Here is a 17,791-nt window from a genome sequence, read left to right on the forward strand (position 1 = left end):
AGGAGGGAGGAGGATCAGGCGGAAGGGGTGAGGCCGGCTTCGGCGCGGACGGTGCGGCGGGCGAGCAGCCAGTACACGGCTCCGGCGACCAGGGCTCCGGCGAAGACGGAGAGGTCCAGGCCGTCCGCCGCCTCGGACAGCGGGCCGACGAACACGGTCGAATCGACCCACAGGACGGCGGCGACGAATCCCAGGAGCACCGCGATCAGGCCGGCCGGGCGGACGCCGCCCTTGTGCCAGTAGATCCCGTCACGGCCGGTCTCGCGGGGGAAGAGTGAGTCCACGTCGTAGCGCCCCCGGCGCAGCCACCAGTCGGTGAGGTACACGGCTGCCCAAGGGCCCAGCCAGAGGACGATCAGGCTGAGGAAGTTCGACAGCAGGGTGTAGAAGTCGGCGGAGAACACCGCCCACAGGGTGATCGCCGTGCACAGGGTCAGGTCGACGAAGACGACCATCCAGCGCTTGATCGGGATGCCGACGGCCAGCAGGTTGAGGCCGGAGGAGTACATGTCGGTGGTGTTGACCGCGAGCAGGGAGACGATCGCGAGCAGCAGGTACGGGGTGATGAACCAGCCGGGGAGGATCTCGGGGAGGCCGGAGATCGGATCGGCCGCGTTCGTGGTGGCCGTGGCGACGGCGGCGCCGAGGATCTGCAGCAGGATGTTGGGCACCATGCCGCCGAGCGCGGCGCACGCGAAGACCTTGCGCGGCGCGGAGTCCGCGGGCAGGTAGCGCGAGTAGTCACTGCCCATGTCGGCCCAGGACAGGCCCCCCGAGGCGGTGACCATGGCCAGGACCAGGGAGATCGTCACGACCGACGGCGCGGCGCCGTGCGTCGTGAAGTCCGCCTTCGGCGCGACCAGGAACGCCATCACGGTGAACATCGCCGCGAAGATCCAGGCGAAGTACTTCTGCACCTTCATGATCAGGTGGTAGCCGGACAGCGGCAGCAGCATCTGCAGCCCTGCCGCGACCGCGATGACCAGCAGCTTCACCGGTGTACCGGTGGTGATCCCGGCCTGGTCGAGCAGCGCGAGCCCGGCGAGGACGATCAGCACCATGCCGCCGGCCTCGAACCCGACGAGCATCACCCAGCTCAGCAGGGCCGGCAGCTTCCCCCCGCGCGGTCCGAAAGCGGCGCGCGAGACGGAGTGCGTGGAGGTGCCGGTGCGCGGACCCTGGAGGCTGGTCAGCCCGGTGACCGTGAAGCCGAGCACGTTGCCGACGAGGATCAGGGCGACCGCGTACCAGAACGAGAGGCCGAAGGAGACGACCAGCGCGCCGTACACGACGGTGAACACGGTGGTGTTGGTGCCGGCCCACAGGCCGAACAGGCGGCCGGGGCCACCCTGGCGTTCCGCGGCGGGAACGGCGTCGATGCCGCGCTGCTCGACCGTGAAGACGGACGTCGGCGCGGCGGGATCGGTGGATGCGCGCGGGGCGGCGGTGGTGGCCTCGGCCATGGTCGGCAGGAGTCCTTCGTGGACCGGCGCCCCGGCCTGGAGGGACGGGACGCGATGTACGGGGAGGTTCCGGAGTGATCCGGAGGGCGCACGGCGGTGTGCGGGGAAGGGCCGGGGCGTGCCGGGCGAACCCGGATACGTCCGCCGACGGCGGTGCCCAAACGTTTTGGCAACGCTTCGGAAGGTAATGCCTAAACGTTTTGGCAGTCAACCTGTAGGCTCGCCGTCATGCCAGATGTCACACAGCCGAAGCGAAGCGGCACGGGGCGCGGGGGCGCGGCGAAGGGCGGCGGCCTGCGTGAGGTGGCCCGCAGGGCGGGGGTCTCGGTCACCACCGCCTCCCACGCGTTGAACGGGGTGGGCCGGGTCGGAGCCGGGACACGGGAACGCGTCCTCGCCGTCGCCGCCGAGATCGGCTACCGCGCCAACCCCAACGCGCGTGGACTGCGGGGCGCCCGCACCGGGCTCCTCGGGCTGACCCACCGCACCGCCGTCGAGGGCGGTGTGACCGACATCGAGTACTTCGTCAAGATCGTGAACGCCGCCACCTGGACGGCGATGGCCCACAACTACTCCCTGGTGCTGGTCCCGCCCTCCCTGGACGGCCGCCCGTTCGACTCCCTGCCGCTCGACGGCACGATCGTCATCGACCCGCTCACCGACGACCCCCTGCTGACCAGGCTCTCGGGTCTGGGTGTCCCGATCGTCACCACCGGGCGCGACCTGTCCCGCAAGGACGCCTTCCCCTGGGTCGACAACGAGCTGTCCACCTGCGCCCTCGCCGCGTTCGACCATCTCGCGTCGACCGGCGCACGACGGGTCGGCCTGCTCACCGGGTCGACGGGGCAGTCCTACGACGAGGACGCGGCCCACGCCTACCGGGAGTGGTGCGTACGCACCGGAAGCCCTGTGCTGATGGACCGGGCCGAACCGGGCACCGACTCCACGGCCGCCGCACACCGGCTGCTGACCCGGCCGGACCGCCCCGACGCGCTCTATGTCGTCATGGAGAAGTTCGGCTTCGCCACCCTCGCCGTCTGTCGTGAACTCGGCCTCCGCGTACCGCAGGACGTGCAGATCGTGGTCGGCGCCGACGGCGAGTTCGCCCGCAGTGCGCGCCCCGCGCTGACCGCCCTCGACCTCGGCCCGGAGGAGATCGGGAAGCAGGCCGCGGAGCTGCTGATAGACCTCGTCCAGGAGCCGCGGCAGGCGGAGCGGGGCCCCCGGTTCCGGCTGGTGCAGGCGACCCTGCTGCAGCGTGACTCCACGCGGAGCCCGGCAGGCTGACCGGGCGGGGCCGACGTGGAGCGCCGGCCGCGACCCGGACGGCTCGCTACTCGATCAGGACGTCCGCGATGATCACCATCAGGCCGATCATCATGTCCATGCCTCCCGCTCGGCACGCCGACGGCCATCCGTACCCCGCGACCCGAGCGGCCCAGGTGCCCCAGCCGAACAGGGCGACGGTGTTGAAGAGCAGGGCGGTGTCCGCGGCGGCGGCCTCCGACCACCAGCCGGCCACCGCGGCGAGCAGCATCGCTACGCTGGGCAGTACCGCGGCGACCAGTGGCCATTCGGCGAGCACCAACCGCAGTCTGCTCCCGGTCGCTTTCCCGTCCGGCGAGGCACGCACCGCGATGACGTGCGCGTATCCGTGCGCGGCGGCGGCGGCGAGGGCGGTGAGCACCACCCAGAGCGCGTCCGGACCGGGATCGGCCTCCTCGCCGGTCGCCTCCAGAGCGGCCACCAAGGCGCTGGCCAGCACCAGGCCGTAGATGCAGCTGAACAGCGACTGCTCCGTCGGTCGGTGCCGCAGGAGCCGTCTCGCGGAGGTGTCCCTCCGGCGGGCAGGGCCGGCGCGGTCGGGCATCGCATCGCCTCGGTGGGGGGAACGAACGGGGCCCCCATAGTCACCCGCCGGACGTCGGGGCGCAGGACGCCACGCGCAGCGGGAGGCTGTGCGCGCCCGGCGCGGACGTGTTCCGTCCGCGCCGGGCGCGCACACGGTGAGGAGCCGGTCGCCTGCCGTACGGCGCGACACGTGTCGGGGAGGGAGGCCGGGCCGACCGGTGCGGGGGTCACGCGCCCGTGCACTCGCCTCGCTGCCGAGGCCCCGACCGCCTCACCGCCGATGGCGGCCGGGCTGCCGATCCCGTCGGCGCCCCGTCCCCCTGCGCCGCGGACGTCGTCGCGGTGCCCGGCCGCCTCTCCCGCACGAGCCGACCGCCACAGACGCGACCGCTTCGCCGCAGGGCCGGATCAGCGCAGGCCGGCGAAGAGGTCGTTCTCGGGAACCGCCGCGCCGGTCGAGTCCTGGACACGTACGAATGTCTCCATGCCCATGAACTCCCCGAAGCGCTCCCTGCCCATCCGGAGGAAGAAGATGTTCTCGCCCTGACTGGCATGGGCGGCCAGCGCGTCGTACTTCTGCCCGCTGAACTCGGTGGCGTCCACCCAGGTGGTGATCTCGTCGTCGGGAAGGCCGATCTCGGCCATCGCCGCCGCCTCCGCGGGGTCGGGCTCCGGCATGTCGTCACCGAACTCGCGCATGATCTCGCCGAACCGCGACATCATCGATCGCGGCATCGTCGTCCAGTACACCTTCGGCGTGAGCCCGGACATCTCCACAGCCGCCATCGTGATGCGATGGGCCTGGATGTGATCGGGGTGGCCGTAGAAGCCGTTCTCGTCGTAGGTGACGACCACGTCGGGGCGGTGGTGCCGCATGAGATCCGCCAACCGGGCGGCGCCTTCCTCCACCGGCGTCTGCCAGAACGCCCCAGGGGCGTCGTTGCCGGGCCAGCCCATCATCCCGGAGTCGGCGTAGTCCAGCGTCTCCAGGTCACTGATGCCCAGTGCCTCGCAGCTCGCCTCCAGTTCCTTACGGCGCATCGCGGCGACGGCTGCGGGATCGTGTCCGGCGTCGCCGGGCTTGACACCCCCTGGTCCGTCACCGCAACCACCGTCCGTACACGTCACGAGAACCGTGCGGATGCCTTCGGCCGCGTACCGCGCGAGGACCCCGCCGGTACTGGTGGCCTCGTCGTCGGGATGGGCGTGTACTGCCATGAGCGTCAAGCGCCGGTCAGTCATGGATCGGTTCTCCTGTAGAAGTACGTCTGTCCGGATACGCGGTGGGCGATCCGCGCCAGGGGCGTGCCGGGGCCGGCCCGGCCCCACGCCAGACGCAACAGTTCCGGACGGACCCGCTGTTCCCGTCGGCCGCGACCGGCCGTGGGCACGTGGGACCCGACGTCCCGGCCGTGGCGCCGCCCACCGGTCGCCCGCCGCGCGGGACGGCGTCCGCTCGGCCTCTGCCCGGCAGCGGTCGGATTCGGGCGCATGGAGTCTCCCGTGCGGGCCCTGGACGACCAGGGCCCGCACGGGCCGGTGAGGGACCGAGTGGTTCCCCGAGAGGGCATTCGCCACCGGCCGGGGGCAGGCACCGGATGCCGAGTGCCGGTGCCTGCGGCGGCGCCGGGTCAGGAGGACGTATCGGCCCGCGCGGGGGCCGCGGCCGGGACCTCGCCCTCGTCCAGCGCGACGTCCTTCGTCTCCTTGCCCACGAGGAGGGCGGTCAGAGTCAGGACCGCCATCACGGAGAGGTAGACGCCCACCAGCCAGGGGGAGCCGTCGCCCGCCTCCCAGAGCGCGACCGCGACGAACGGGGCGACGGCCGCGCCGAGGATGGAACTGACGTTGTAGGCGATGCCGGAACCCGTGTAGCGGACGCTGGTCGGGAAGAGCTCCGGGAGCATCGCGCCCATCGGTCCGAACGTCGAGCCCATCAGCGTGAAACCGAGGACCAGCCACAGGACCACACCGAATGTGCCCAGGTCGATCAGCGGTACCCAGACCAGGCCGAACACGATGATGCCGGCGGTGACCCAGACCAGGGTCCTGCGGCGGCCGTACCTGTCCGCGAGCGGCCCGGAGATCAGGGTGAACGCCGCGAAGAACAGCACCCCGAAGATCATCATCAGGACGAACGAGGTGTAGCCGTAGCCGAGGCCGGGGACCTCCGCGTCCTCGGCCGTGCGGCCGTAGCTCAGCGAGAACGTCGTCATCAGGTAGAAGAGGACGTACGTCGCCAGCATCGCGAAGCTGCCGAGGACCAGTTGCTTCCAGTGGTGGCGGAAGACGGTGGCCAGGGGCAGCTTGCGGACCTTGCCGGTCTCCCGCGTATGCGCGAACACCTGAGACTCGGCCAGGCGCATGCGCACCCACAGGCCGATCGCGACCATCACGGCCGAGAACAGGAACGGGATCCGCCAGCCCCAGCTCTGGAAGGCCTCGGAGGGCTGCGAGGGGTCCGCGCCGGCGGCGGAGGGGAGCAGCGCACCGATGATCAGGAAGAGGCCGTTGCCGATGATGAAGCCGAGCGGGGCGCCCAGTTGGGGGAAGGTCCCCCACAGTGCGCGTTTCCCCGGGGGAGCGTTCTCGGTGGCGACCAGGGCCGCGCCGCTCCACTCGCCGCCGAGTGCGAAACCCTGCGCGAGCCGCATGAGCACCAGCAGCGCCGTGGCCACCCACCCGGCCTGGGCGTACGTCGGCAGGACGCCGATGAGGAAGGTGGCGATGCCCATCGTGAGCAGCGAGGCCACCAGGGTGCCCTTGCGGCCGAGCCGGTCGCCGAGGTGGCCGAAGACGACGGCGCCGATCGGGCGTGCCACCATCGCCGCGCCGAAGACCGCGAAGGAGGAGAGCAGAGCGGTGGTCGCGTCGCTGCTCGGGAAGAAGAGTTTCGGGAAGACCAGGACCGCGGCGGTCGCGTAGACGTAGAAGTCGTAGAACTCGATCGTCGTACCGATGAGGCTGGCGATCAGGACGCGGGACCGCGAGTTGACGGGTGCGGTCGCGGAGGCGTCCCGCGGAGGGGCGGCCTGGCCGGCCCCGGTGGTGGGAGCGTACATCTTTGGGGCTTTCCCACGAGAGCGGTGTGCGGCCGTCGACGGAGAGGGCCGACGGTCCCGCGCGGCGGCACAGGTCCCCTCGTGGCAAGGCCGCGCCACCGGTGCGGGCGCCGTAACGATCTCACGCATCTCACGGACCGGTTACCGTCCGTCCAGGATGTGGGATCTTGGAGGAGGGTACGCGGACGGGGGTCCCGGTGCGCGCTCCCTCGCCCGCTCGGAGTCCCGGGACAGGACGGCCCGCAGGTGGATGGGCGCGTCGGCGCGCGGCCCGGCGTCCCGTGGACCGCCCCGCACTCGGGGGTGACGCAACGCCGTTGACCGGCAGTGGAGTTGTCGCGGTGTCGAGCCGCGCGGCCTTCGTGTGCCATGTCAACCCGATCGAGGTCGCACGGGCGTTGACAGGGTGTCACGCCCCTCCCATGATGGGAGCGCTCCCATGGGTGGCGCCGCGCGCGCCGCCCACGCACGTGCACGACCGCTCCGCCGTCACGTCGTCCTCGGTCCCACCGCTACGTGACACCCCACTGCCGCAGCAGAGTTCGCCCGTCCGACGACACGGCTGCCTGTCGCGCCCCGTGCCGCCGAGATGACCAGGGAGGATCCCCATGGCACCATCGCACCCACCTCGACGTCCTTTCGGAGGAGGCCCTCGCGCCCTCGTGCGCGGCGCAGCCGTCATGGCGGCCGCGCTGGCTGTCTCGCTCTCGCTCGCCGGCGCTGCCCCGGCCGCACCGCGGTCGGCGGACGGCGCCGACGTCGACGTCCGGGTGAACGCCCAGGCGGGGCTGGGCACGCTGTCCGGTGCCGCCCGTGGGGTCAACACCGCGATATGGGACTCCCACATGAACGATCCCGAGGTGGCGGACCTGATGAAGGCTGCCGACGTAGGGGTGATGCGCTACCCGGGAGGTTCGTACGCGGACATCTACCACTGGGAGACGCACACGGCACCCGGCGGGTACGTCGCGCCGGGCACGGACTTCGACGCCTTCATGGGGACCGTGCGCGCAGCGGGGGCACAGCCCGTCCTGATCGCGAACTACGGCTCCGGCACGCCGGAGGAGGCGGCCGGCTGGGTCAGGTACGCGAACGTCACCAAGGACTACGGCGCGAAGTACTGGGAGATCGGCAACGAGATCTACGGCAACGGCCACTACGGCAGCGGCTGGGAGCACGACGACCACGAGGACAAGAGCCCGCAGGAGTACGCGCGCCAGGTGCGTGCCTACGCCACGGCCATGAAGGCCGTCGATCCCACGGTGAAGATCGGCGCGGTCCTCACCACTCCCGGTGAGTGGCCGGACGGTGTGGTCGGCCCGGGCGACTCCGGCGACTGGAACCACACCGTGCTCCCGGCAGTCGCCGACGTCATCGACTTCGTGAGTGTCCACTGGTACGCGGGCGGGGCGGACACCACCGCGCAGGACGCCATGGGCAGGCTGGCCAAGCTGCCCGGTGAGCTCCGGGAGGTGCGCAGCCAGATCGACCGGGCCGCGGGCGCGGACTCGCCGGACATCGAGATCGCCCTGACCGAGATCAACACCAACACCGGCGGTGCCCGGCTCACCGCACGGCCCAACGGCCTTTTCGCCGCCGACGCGTTCATGACCGCGCTGGAGAACGGCGTCTTCACCGTCGACTGGTGGAACACGCACAACGGCGTCGACCGGATCACCACCGTCGACGGCGAGACCGACTACGGCGACATGGGGATGCTGTCCAGCGGCGCCTGCACGGGCGAGGTGTGCGAGCCGGCGCCGAACGCGCCGTTCCACCCCTACTACGGGATGAAGATGACCAGCGAGCTCGGCACCGCGGGCGACACGATGGTCGCCGCCGAGTCCTCCGCCCAGGACCTCTCGGCACACGCGGTGCTCAGGCACGACGGGCGGCTCAGCGTCATGCTCGTCAACAAGGATCCCGACGCCGCGCGGACCGTGGCCCTCGACTACGCGGGCTTCACCCCGTCCGGAGCCGCGCCGGCGGTCAGCCGCTACGCCCGGGGCGACACCGACATCACCGAGGTCCGCGACGGGGACACGTCCGCCTCCAGGGTCACCGTGCCCCCGTACGCACTTCTCACCGTGACCCTCGAACCGCGAGCCGGGACCGGGCCCGGCGCTTCGGCCGCGCGCACCCCCGGCACCCCGCGCCTGGACGCCGTCACCGACACCACGGCCCGCCTGTCCTGGGACGGTGCGGCGGGCGCGAGCCGCTACCTGGTGCAGGAGCGGGAGGGCACCCACACCCGCCTGGTCGGCGAGGCCACCGGCACGTCCGTGACCCTGAGGAACCTGCCGCCGGGCAGCACCCACACGGTCAACGTCCTGGCGGCGGACGCCTCCGGACGGATCTCGGGCCCGTCCTCACCGCTGACGTTCAGCACCCGCGCCCCGTCGGACGCGGCCTGCAGGGTGACGTATCACCGGGACACGAGCTGGGGCAACGGCTTCGTGACCACCATGACCGTCCAGAACCTCTCGGACACCCCCATCACCGGCTGGACGGTCGACTGGGACTGGCCGACCGCGAGCCAGTCGGTGTCCTCCGGCTGGAGCGCATCGTTCCACCAGACCGGATCGCATGTACGGGTCACCGCCCCCGAGGACGCGGGTCCGTTGGCCCCGGGCGGTGGTTCGACGGCTTCCTTCGGGTTCGTCGGTGCCAACGACGGACCCAACCCCGATCCGGCTGTCTTCCGTCTGAACGGAGCCGTCTGCTCGGGCGGCTGACGCCGTCCCGGGCCGGACGCGGACCCGGCCCGAGTCAGGGCCGGGTCCGACCGTGCCGCGTACCCCTGCCGGGGCCGTGGCGACCAGCGGGTGCTTCGCGATCGGAGTGACGGACCGAGACTGCGACGCCGCCCACCGCCCGTATCAGGCGAACGTCCGGCGCAGCGCCTGCTTGTCGGGCTTGCCGACGCTGGTCAGCGGGAGGGCCTCCATCATGTGGAACGCGTCCGGGGCGACGAGCCCGCGTGTGGTGAGCAGGCCGCGCAACTCCTCGCTGTCCGCGCTGCGACCGCGGGCGGGCACGACGGCGGCGTGGACGCGCTCCGGCCTGTCGTCATGACGCACGCCGAACACGGCGCAGTGGGCGACGGAGGGATGCGCCATCAGCACGCCCTCGATCTCACCGGGATAGACCCGTGTGCCGTCGACGGTGAGGGTGTCGAGGCCGCGGTCCACGAGGAACAGGTATCCGTCGTCGTCGAGGTAGCCGATGTCGCCGGTACCCACCCAGCCCTCGCGCAGCACACGGGCGGTCAGCTCGGGCTGCTTCCAGTAGCCGTTCATCGTGCTGTGTGCGCGGGCGTGGATCTCGCCCTCCGTGCCGGCCGGAAGGATGCCGCCATGCCGGTCGAGGACGCGGAGCTGGACGCCGCGCATCGCACGGCCGACCGTGATCTGCCCGTGCCGCCCGACGCGGGAGTGCTCCTCGGGGTGGACCTCGGTGAGCCCGAGTGTCTCGTTCTGCCCGTACCAGCTGTGCAGCACCTCGCCGAAGACGCCTTCGGCCTGGCGCAGTCGAGCCGTGGACGCGGGGCTCCCGCCGTAGGTGATCCGCCGGATGCTGGACGTGTCGACGGCTGACAGCGCGGGATGATCGAGGATCTGGTGCAGGAGAGGCGGCAGGAGCCAGAGGCGGGTGACGCGTTCTCGTTCGATCGCCGCGAGGCAATCGCCGGGGTCGAAGCCGGACTGCAGGACGACGCGGCCGCCCTCGAGGAGCGCGAGGTCCGCGCAGAGCCCCGCAACGTGGCTGAGGGGCGTACAGACCAGGTAGCTGGGCGAGGGCTCGGTGGAGGAACGCAGGTCGTCCAGGGTGCGCCGGTACGGACCGTGCTTCATCTGCAGACTCTTCGGCAGCCCGGTCGTGGTGCCGCCCGTATGACGGATACACCAGTCGTCGTCGGCGCCGACGGCCACGGTGACCGGAGTCGGAGGCCGCCCGGCCGACGCCGCGCAGATGTCGTCGGCGGACGGGTGCGGGCCCAGTGCGGCCGACATCGGCACGCGGAGGAGTGGCTGGAGCCGCTCCAGGTCCGCGTACCGGGTGGCGTCGGTCAGCAGCATGTCGCTCTCGACGAAGTCCACCAGGTGCGCCAGGACGTCCGTGGACAGCCCGTCGTACAGGGGCGTCACCCGTGCTCCCGCCAGGTTGGCGGCGTAGCGCGCGATGAGTGCCTGAGGGGTGTTGCCGGTGAGCAGCGACACCGTCCGCCCGGGACCGATGCCCCGTGCGATCAGCTCGCGGGCCAGCCGGAGGACGCTGTCACGGAGCTCGCCCCCGGTGATCTGCCGGCGGTCCTGGCAGACGATGGCAGGCTGATCCGGGCGGCGGGCCAGTTCTCCGAGGATGGCTTCCGTATAGGTGACGAAGCCGTGGTCGGCCGTCTCGTGCGGGAGGTCGGACATCTGCGTCCCCTGTGGTCGGTGAGAGGTTTTTGGTGGCGGATCGGTCGCAGGACGCGTCGGAGCGGTCACAGGACCGGATCGGCCGACCTGGTGTGCTGCTCGAGGGGAGTGAGGCCGGGCAGGTTTCCGAGCGGCCGGTCGTTGAAGAAGTTGTCCAGCAACTGCGACATCTGCAGCGGTCGTTCCAGGTGGGTGAGGTGATCGGCGCCCCGGATCAGCGTGAAGACGCTGCCGGCGATGGTGGCAGCGACGTCGCGTCCGAGGTCGGGGCAGGTGAGGGTGTCGTGCTCGCCGGTGAAGACCAGTGCCGGTACGTCCCGGACACCACCTGGCCGCAGCCCATGCCAGTTGATGACACGCTGGGTGGAGGCAAGGTGGCGTGGGATGTCGGCCTGCCTGACCGAGCCCATGGCGCGGGCGAGGACACGGGCGACAACCGCGCGCTTGTGGACGTCACGTTCGCGTGGAGACATCAGGGCCTCGACGCTCATCCGGGCGTAGGCGCGGGCGTCGCCGGACTCCAGGGCGTCAGCCATCGCCTGCAGCGCCGCGCGCTGGTGCGGCGGGTACACCGGAGCCGCACCGACCAGTGCCAGACGGGCGACGCGCTCGGGATGCTCCTGGGCCAGGCCGTAGGCGATCGGCGCGGCGTAGGAGGCGCCGAACAGGTTCACCCGGCCCAGGCCCAGCTGGTCCAGCATGTCCGCCAGTGCGCCGATGAGGAATTCGAAACCGTAGGAGGCGGGCAGCACATCAGCACCGCCTGATCCCGGCAGATCCACGCTGACGACCGTCGCCGACGAGGTCCAGGGCGCTTCGAGCCGCTGGTAGGCGTACATGTCCTGGAAAGCGCCGCCGAGCACGACGACGGGATCGGTGACAGGTGCGGTGTTCGTGACGATCCGGCACCGGTAGCCGAAGCCGTCGAAGGCGAGGTGGCAGATCTCTTCGCAGTTCATGCCTGGTCAACAGGGGTGCACGGCCATAGGTCACGCGGTGGTCGCGCAGGTGACCGGAGACCTCGGGCCGCACGCGCCTGGCCGGAGTCCACCCGGTGCTGCCGGACCTGGCAAGGGTGTTCCCGCACCGGCGACCCGGGCAGCGCGCCGCGAGGACATCGACGTGGTCCGGTGCCCGCGGCGCCCTGCAACGGGCGAGCATCTGATCAGGTGTCACCCGCCGGCTGAAAGATGTCGGAGAACTCCCCGTTCGCGATCAGTCCGGCGATCACACCGGTCATGCTGTCGATGCCGGGACTCCTGACGATCAGGCCGTCCGAGACCCAGAAGTAGCTCCCTCCGAGTGCCTCGCCGGTTCCTGCCCAGAGGTCCATCAGACGCTCGGCCTCCGCGACGGTGAACACGGTCGCCGTCCAGCGGGAGCCGTCCGCCAGGGTCACGAGGACATCGACGTTGCAGACCGCGTCCAGGTCCTCGCCGTCGCCGGGCAGGAACGACGCCTGGAAGCCCTTCGTCCGGACCCGGTACCAGGGCTCGTCCCAACCTCGCTCGAACGGTTCGGAGGAAGCGCTGCGGGTCACCGCGTGAGTCTCCCCGACCGTGACGTCGTTCTCAACCGGGATCCACTGCCGGTCCGGCGCGGCAGTTACGTTCTGCCGACGCCGGTGCCGTGTCCGGGGACACGGGCGCCCAAGGCCGGGGGAGATGCGGACCCGGGCAGCGACGACGGCTCGACGGTGCCCGGGATCCGGACGCCGGTCAGATCACTGTGACGGTCAGGAGCCCGGTCTGCCGGTCGATGTCCGAACCGAGGCAGTCGAGCAGGGCGAGGCTCGGGTACACGGCGATACGTTCCGAGAGCGAGCCGACGCCGTAGCCTGCGGTCACGGTTCCGGTGGAGGTGACGACCTCCTGGTTGCCGACGTGGACGACCGTGGTCACGGGATAGGTGATCGTGCTCGTCTGTCCGCCCTGCCAGTGGTAGGTCACCACGTTCTGGACCAGGGTGTCGCCCAGCCCCTGAGCGAGGCAGCTGACCTGCTGGTCGAACACGGTGAAGGCACTGCCCGCCACGAACGGACCGGCGCAGCCTCCGCCCCCGCCCGTCCCGAGTCTCTCCGTGACGCCCTGCGTCGTCTGTCGGGGAAGCGGGCCGAGCGGCGGGTCGTAGTCCACGGTGACGGAACCCGTGCACACGATGAGGGGGGTACCGGCCCGCGCGGGGGCGGCGACGGCCAGTGACGTGGTGGCGAGCACGAAGACGCCCGCTAATGCGGTGAGGGACTTGCGCACAGCTTCCTCCGGTTCGATCGCGAAGGCCGCCGCCCGGAGCCGGCCCGTTGTACATGCGCGCCACCGCTTCGTGCGCGATCCGTACCGGGCCGCGCCGCAGGACGCCCTTCCGGAAAGCCGGAACGGAGTCGTTCCGGCTCAGCCAGCCTCGCCCTCGGGCTTCGCCATGGGGAGAGGGTGTGGAGGCGCGGCCGGTGCGCGCTGCTCACACGGGGTGCGAATACGACGGTCGCCGTGCCGGCGCCGACCCCTCGTGCCTCACACGGGGCGCGGGGCAGGCACCGGAGGCCGTCATGCCCGGCCGAAGGAGGGGTGCGCCGAGGCGAGCGCGGAAACCGCCGGCAGTTGAATGTCCGGGGGCGTCAGGCCGGCGGGCGGCTGGGCATGGCCGCCCCGTCACATGAGCCGGCCGATGAGACGCTCCCGTCCGTCCGGACAGGGCTCGCACTCGCCGATGACCCGTCTTCTCCTCGTGCCGACAAGATCCTCACACCCTTTGATTCGTTTTCACCGGTGACTGTCAAGCGTTCTACCTGCACAGACGGCGAACGCTTCCCTGTGATCGCGGGAAGCAAACGCTGCGCAGGGTGGCGTAGACCACTCGACGAAGCGGATTGCCCGCCTCCGCGATCTGGGCAGCGATACCGCGCCAAGATCGGCTGAAAGGTGGCACGTACCCATGACGCTCCTCGCGCCTCCCCCCATACCCCGAGCGGCTGGTTCACTTCCGTTCCTGGGTCACGCGGTACAGCTCGTCCGGGACAACCTCGGCTTCGTCGCCTCCCTGCGCAGTCGCTACGGGCCTCTGGTCGAGATCACACTCCAGCCCGGCACCCGCACGGTGATCGTCCAGGACCCCGATCTCATCCGCTCCATGCTCACCGACCTCGGCCCCAGCCTCGACAAGGGCCGTTTCTTCGAGAAGATGGGCCAACTGCTGGGCGAGTCCGTCGTCACCGCCGTGGGCCAGGAACACGTCCGCAGGCGACGCCAACTCCAGCCGGCCTTCGCCCGACCCGAGATCGCCCGCTACGTCGACACCATGCGCACGGAGACCGAGACCGCCGTCGACACCTGGACCCCCGGCAGGCGACTCGACGTCCGGGAAGCCATGGTCAAGCTGTCCCTCGACATGCTGGCCAAGACCGTCTTCTCCGGAAGTCTGGACGAGGCGACCTTCCGCCGGCTGCGCGACGACCTCTCCGTGGTGATGAACGGCGTCGGCGCCCGCGTCATGCTCCCCGACTGGGCGGAACGCATCCCGCTGCCCTTAAACCGTCGTTTCGACGCCGCCCGGGACGCCGTACGCGCCACGATCGACCAGGCCGTGGCCGAGCTGCAGAACTCCGGGCTGGACAGCGGCGACATGCTCTCCCTGCTGCTCCACGCCACCGACGAGGAGACCGGCCTGCCACTGACCGGGCAGCAGATCGGTTCGGAGGTCCTCACCCTGGCCGTGGCCGGGACCGAGACCACGGCCTCCGTACTGTCCTGGGCGCTCTACGAGATCACCCGTGACCGCGGCATCGAGGAAGCCGTCCTGGAGGAGCTCGACACGGTCCTCGCGGACCGGCCCGTCACCTTCGACGACCTCCCGCGCCTTCCCTACCTGGAGCGTGTCGTCCGGGAGACACTGAGACTGCATCACACCGGCTGGCTCGTCACCCGTCGCACCGTCACCCCGACCCGCATCGGGGACCGGACGGTCCCTGCCGGCACGGAGCTCGCCTACTGCCAGCACGCCCTGCATCGCGATCCCCGGCTGTTCCCGGAGCCCTTCGCCTTCACCCCCGACCGCTGGCTGGACGAGACGCAGGCCGGGGCGTTCACCCCCGGCGCCTTCCTGCCCTTCGGCGCGGGGAGGCACAAGTGCATCGGGGACCGCTTCGCCCTCACCGAGCTGATGACGGCGCTCGCGACCATCGTGAGGCGGACGCGCTTCGAGATCCGGCCGCACCAGCGGGTCCGGCCCGTCGCGAGGGCAACCGTGCGGCCCAGCACCCTGCTGATGAGCACTCACCCGCGCGGCCGCGGGGGAGACCGCGGCTGAGGTGACGGGCGCGCCCGAACCTCCTCTCGGATGCCGTGCCAGCAGACGCGTCGTCGCCGGGCCCCACCGTCATGCCCCCTCGGCGGTGAGCCGGCCGATGGCGCGGATCACCTGCCGCCGGGTGGCCAGGCGACGGGCGAGGAAGGCCATCACCCGGTTCATGCGGCCTGCGATGACGCTGGGCGGAGGGTTCCTGCGGTCCAGGGTGGCAAGAGCGGTGCGGACGACGTCGACGGGCGAGGCGAGCCTGGTCCCTCCAGCGGCCCGCGTGGTGCCCGCGACGTCGAAGAACTCGGTCCGGGTCGCGCCGGGGGACAGGGCCAGCACCCGCAGACCGGTCCCCCGTGACTCCTCCCACAGCGCTTCGGTGAGGCTGAGCACGAACGCCTTGGTCGCCCCGTACAGCGCCATGCGCGGGTTGGGCTGGTAGGCGGCCATGCTCGCCACGTTGACCAGCACTCCGCGCCCATCCGTTCGCAGTTGCTCGATGAAGGCCCGGCTGACGTCGGCCACGGCCATCACGTCGACGGCGACCTCCCGGCGCAGCCGCTCCGGATCCGCTTGGTGGAAGGTGCCGAATGTGGCGAATCCGGCATTGTTGATCACGCTGGTGATGTGCAGGCTGAGCCGCTCCACCCGCGTGACCAGCGTCTGCCCGGGGTTGCCCTCGGCCAGGTCCAGGTCCAGTACGTGGACCTGGACCTGGTGACGTCCACGCAGCTCGGTGGCCAGCTCCTCCAGACGTTCCTTGCGGCGGGCGACCAGCACCAGATCGGAGCCGCGCGCGGCGAGCTGGCGGGCGAACTCGGCGCCGAGGCCCGCGCTGGCTCCGGTGATCAGAGTGGTCTGTCCGTGGTAGTCGACGGCTGTCATGGTCGCCTTCTTTCAGTCGCTGCCTTCCTGGCAGTTAATGCCAACTAGGCGGCTGCTGTCCAGAGCGATAGTCTGACGCCCATGACGACTCTGTGGGACCGCTCGCGGCAGGTCGCCGTCCAGGCGATCCTGGATACGGCGGTTCGTCTGTTCGCCCAACAGGGCTACGAGCAGACGACGATCGCGCAGATCGCGCGGGAGGCGGGGATCTCGCAGCGTTCCCTGTTCCGCTACTTCGGTACCAAGGAGGACCTGGTCTGCGGGGACCAGGAAGCGCTGGGCGCGCTGCTGAAGCGGACCGTCGAGGAGCAACCGGCCGAGATGTCGGCCTGGGATGCCCTGCGCGCCGGATTCGAAGCCATTTTGACCGCCAACCATCCCCCTGAGCGGACGCTGGAGCTGTCCCGCCTCATCTTCGGCACACCGTCGCTGCACGCCCGCTACATCGAGAAACGACTGCGCTGGAAGGCCGAACTCGTCCCCGTCATCCGTGCGCGGCTGGGCGGCGACCCCGGCCGCCCGGCCTCCGACACGCAGGCCAAGGCGATCGTCGCGACGGTCTTCGCCTGCGTCGACACGGCCACCGAACTCTGGGCGGGGCACGACGGACGACTCGACCTGGCAGACCTCTACGACCAGTGCCTCGCGGCGGTACGGGGCCACGGCTGAGGCGCGTATCCCAGGTACACCTTCGGGACGCCCCGTTCGCCGACGGCACACGATCCACTTGCCGGCCGTCGGCAGCGAGCTCACCGAGCCTCTTCCCACCTCGCGCCGACGCGTGGTGTAGGACGAGGAACACCCTCACCACGTCGGTGATGCGGTCGGAAGAGTCTCAACTGGGTTCGGGCGCCCCTCGAGCCCCTTGGCGTCGGCAAGCGGCGGCTGCGGGAAATTCGCTTTCGGCCGCCGGAGTGCGGTGATAGACAGCCGCAGTGCAGACGAATCTTGAGTTTCCTGACTTGCTGCGACTGATCGACGAGCGGGCGACGGCCTTCCGGACCGTGATCGCCGCCGCGCACAGCCTGGACGTGCAGGTGCCGACGTGCCCCGAGTGGACCCTGTTCGACCTGGCGCGGCACGTGGGCTCGGGCCGCCCGTTCTGGTCCGCCGTCGTCGAGGCCGGTCCGTCCGACGCCCCGCCGGCCGAGGCGGTAGCGGCGCGCTCCGAGGCGCGGGCGCCCCGGGAGCGCGAGGCGTTGGTGGCCTGGCTGGCCTCGTCGACGCAGGAACTGCTGGACACCCTGCGGGAGGTCGGCCCGGACGCCGAGTGCTGGACATGGTGGGGCGCCTCGCAGTCGCCGCGGACCAGCGGTGCCGTCGCCCGGCACCAGCTTCAGGAGATCGCGATGCACACCTATGACGCCCAGCTCACCGTGGGCGCCGCGCAACTGCTGCCCACGGAGGTGGCGCTGGACGGCGTCGAGGACTTCCTGTTCACCTGCTGTGCGTGGTCGGGCGTCTGGCCGCACGAGCCGGCTGTCGTCGACTACCACGCCACCGAGGGCCGCTCCTGGCGCTTCACGGTCGGGGCGGACGGCGCCCGCGCCGTCCGCCTCCCTGCCGCCGGCAAGGGCGAGGCCCAGGCCCCGGCAGACGCCTCAGCCCGGGGCACGGCCGGTGAGCTGGTCCTGTGGTTCCACGGACGCATACCGATGGACTCGGTGAAGATCGACGGCGACCGGGCGCTCTTCGAGCGGCTCTTCGCCTGGGACCCGAACGCGTAGGTGTTCTGTCCCGGGAGGTTGTGGACGGGTGATGTAGGTCTCGGCTGAGGGATCTTGAACGGGTGAGGGCCTTCCGGGTTCGGTGTGGATTG

The 17,791-nt window shown here is 71.0% G+C and carries 14 protein-coding genes; 5 read left to right on the forward strand and 9 right to left on the reverse strand.

Going from position 1 to position 17,791, the window contains the following annotated elements:
- Positions 1–14: 14 nt before the first annotated feature.
- Positions 15–1,463 (reverse strand): purine-cytosine permease family protein, encoded by a 1,449-nt coding sequence (locus ACFXOA_RS24830; RefSeq protein ID WP_385032602.1) that lies wholly within the window; start codon positions 1,461–1,463, stop codon positions 15–17.
- Positions 1,464–1,691: 228 nt separating this feature from the next.
- Between ACFXOA_RS24830 and ACFXOA_RS24835 the strand changes: the two genes are divergently transcribed.
- On the forward strand, positions 1,692–2,750 hold the full coding sequence (locus ACFXOA_RS24835; protein ID WP_385032605.1) for a LacI family DNA-binding transcriptional regulator: 1,059 nt from the start codon (positions 1,692–1,694) through the stop codon (positions 2,748–2,750).
- 46 nt (positions 2,751–2,796) lie between these two features.
- Here the strand turns inward: ACFXOA_RS24835 and ACFXOA_RS24840 are convergent, their stop codons facing one another.
- The 3 genes from ACFXOA_RS24840 to ACFXOA_RS24850 all read right to left on the reverse strand — a co-directional run bounded on the left by ACFXOA_RS24840 (position 2,797) and on the right by ACFXOA_RS24850 (position 6,376).
- Positions 2,797–3,333 carry a hypothetical protein gene (locus ACFXOA_RS24840; RefSeq protein ID WP_385032608.1) on the reverse strand — a complete coding sequence of 179 codons (537 nt, stop codon included), beginning with the start codon at positions 3,331–3,333 and terminating at the stop codon, positions 2,797–2,799.
- A gap of 389 nt (positions 3,334–3,722) precedes the next feature.
- Positions 3,723–4,556 carry a PIG-L family deacetylase gene (locus ACFXOA_RS24845; RefSeq protein ID WP_385032611.1) on the reverse strand — a complete coding sequence of 278 codons (834 nt, stop codon included), beginning with the start codon at positions 4,554–4,556 and terminating at the stop codon, positions 3,723–3,725.
- Between the two features lie 389 nt (positions 4,557–4,945).
- Positions 4,946–6,376, reverse strand: a complete 1,431-nt coding sequence (locus tag ACFXOA_RS24850) for an MFS transporter (RefSeq protein ID WP_385032614.1) — start codon at positions 6,374–6,376, stop codon at positions 4,946–4,948.
- A gap of 608 nt (positions 6,377–6,984) precedes the next feature.
- On the opposite strand from ACFXOA_RS24850, the gene ACFXOA_RS24855 reads away from it, so the two are divergent.
- A complete protein-coding gene (locus ACFXOA_RS24855) occupies positions 6,985–9,111 on the forward strand; it encodes a cellulose binding domain-containing protein (protein WP_385032617.1) in 2,127 nt (708 codons plus the stop codon).
- A 144-nt stretch (positions 9,112–9,255) separates the two neighbouring features.
- On the opposite strand, the gene ACFXOA_RS24860 is transcribed toward ACFXOA_RS24855, so the two are convergent.
- From ACFXOA_RS24860 to ACFXOA_RS24875, 4 genes are all read right to left on the reverse strand, one after another.
- Positions 9,256–10,797 (reverse strand): AMP-binding protein, encoded by a 1,542-nt coding sequence (locus ACFXOA_RS24860; protein WP_385032620.1) that lies wholly within the window; start codon positions 10,795–10,797, stop codon positions 9,256–9,258.
- Positions 10,798–10,862: 65 nt separating this feature from the next.
- Positions 10,863–11,756, reverse strand: a complete 894-nt coding sequence (locus ACFXOA_RS24865; protein WP_385032623.1) for an alpha/beta fold hydrolase — start codon at positions 11,754–11,756, stop codon at positions 10,863–10,865.
- A gap of 206 nt (positions 11,757–11,962) precedes the next feature.
- Positions 11,963–12,337 (reverse strand): hypothetical protein, encoded by a 375-nt coding sequence (locus tag ACFXOA_RS24870; protein ID WP_385032626.1) that lies wholly within the window; start codon positions 12,335–12,337, stop codon positions 11,963–11,965.
- Positions 12,338–12,515: 178 nt separating this feature from the next.
- Entirely contained in the window at positions 12,516–13,049 is a 534-nt protein-coding gene (locus tag ACFXOA_RS24875) for a hypothetical protein (RefSeq protein WP_385032629.1), read from the reverse strand.
- Positions 13,050–13,728: 679 nt separating this feature from the next.
- On the opposite strand from ACFXOA_RS24875, the gene ACFXOA_RS24880 reads away from it, so the two are divergent.
- Positions 13,729–15,099, forward strand: coding sequence for a cytochrome P450 (locus ACFXOA_RS24880; RefSeq protein ID WP_385032632.1), 1,371 nt, complete (start codon positions 13,729–13,731; stop codon positions 15,097–15,099).
- Between the two features lie 69 nt (positions 15,100–15,168).
- Here the strand turns inward: ACFXOA_RS24880 and ACFXOA_RS24885 are convergent, their stop codons facing one another.
- Entirely contained in the window at positions 15,169–15,972 is an 804-nt protein-coding gene (locus ACFXOA_RS24885; RefSeq protein ID WP_385032635.1) for an SDR family NAD(P)-dependent oxidoreductase, read from the reverse strand.
- Between the two features lie 81 nt (positions 15,973–16,053).
- On the opposite strand from ACFXOA_RS24885, the gene ACFXOA_RS24890 reads away from it, so the two are divergent.
- Both ACFXOA_RS24890 and ACFXOA_RS24895 read left to right on the forward strand, forming a co-directional pair.
- Positions 16,054–16,641, forward strand: coding sequence for a TetR/AcrR family transcriptional regulator (locus ACFXOA_RS24890; RefSeq protein WP_385032638.1), 588 nt, complete (start codon positions 16,054–16,056; stop codon positions 16,639–16,641).
- Positions 16,642–16,907: 266 nt separating this feature from the next.
- Positions 16,908–17,699, forward strand: a complete 792-nt coding sequence (locus ACFXOA_RS24895; RefSeq protein WP_385032641.1) for a maleylpyruvate isomerase family mycothiol-dependent enzyme — start codon at positions 16,908–16,910, stop codon at positions 17,697–17,699.
- Positions 17,700–17,791: the final 92 nt, after the last annotated feature.

This window comes from Streptomyces sp. NPDC059166 (assembly GCF_042755185.1).
Classification (GTDB): Bacteria; Actinomycetota; Actinomycetes; order Streptomycetales; family Streptomycetaceae; genus Streptomyces.

Coding starts and splice junctions, on each gene's coding strand:
- ACFXOA_RS24830 (WP_385032602.1), bottom strand. CDS start 1,463: ATGGCCGAGGCCACCACCGCCGCCCCGCGCGCATCCACCGATCCCGCC.
- ACFXOA_RS24835 (WP_385032605.1), top strand. CDS start 1,692: ATGCCAGATGTCACACAGCCGAAGCGAAGCGGCACGGGGCGCGGGGGC.
- ACFXOA_RS24840 (WP_385032608.1), bottom strand. CDS start 3,333: ATGCCCGACCGCGCCGGCCCTGCCCGCCGGAGGGACACCTCCGCGAGA.
- ACFXOA_RS24845 (WP_385032611.1), bottom strand. CDS start 4,556: ATGACTGACCGGCGCTTGACGCTCATGGCAGTACACGCCCATCCCGAC.
- ACFXOA_RS24850 (WP_385032614.1), bottom strand. CDS start 6,376: ATGTACGCTCCCACCACCGGGGCCGGCCAGGCCGCCCCTCCGCGGGAC.
- ACFXOA_RS24855 (WP_385032617.1), top strand. CDS start 6,985: ATGGCACCATCGCACCCACCTCGACGTCCTTTCGGAGGAGGCCCTCGC.
- ACFXOA_RS24860 (WP_385032620.1), bottom strand. CDS start 10,797: ATGTCCGACCTCCCGCACGAGACGGCCGACCACGGCTTCGTCACCTAT.
- ACFXOA_RS24865 (WP_385032623.1), bottom strand. CDS start 11,756: ATGAACTGCGAAGAGATCTGCCACCTCGCCTTCGACGGCTTCGGCTAC.
- ACFXOA_RS24880 (WP_385032632.1), top strand. CDS start 13,729: ATGACGCTCCTCGCGCCTCCCCCCATACCCCGAGCGGCTGGTTCACTT.
- ACFXOA_RS24885 (WP_385032635.1), bottom strand. CDS start 15,972: ATGACAGCCGTCGACTACCACGGACAGACCACTCTGATCACCGGAGCC.
- ACFXOA_RS24890 (WP_385032638.1), top strand. CDS start 16,054: ATGACGACTCTGTGGGACCGCTCGCGGCAGGTCGCCGTCCAGGCGATC.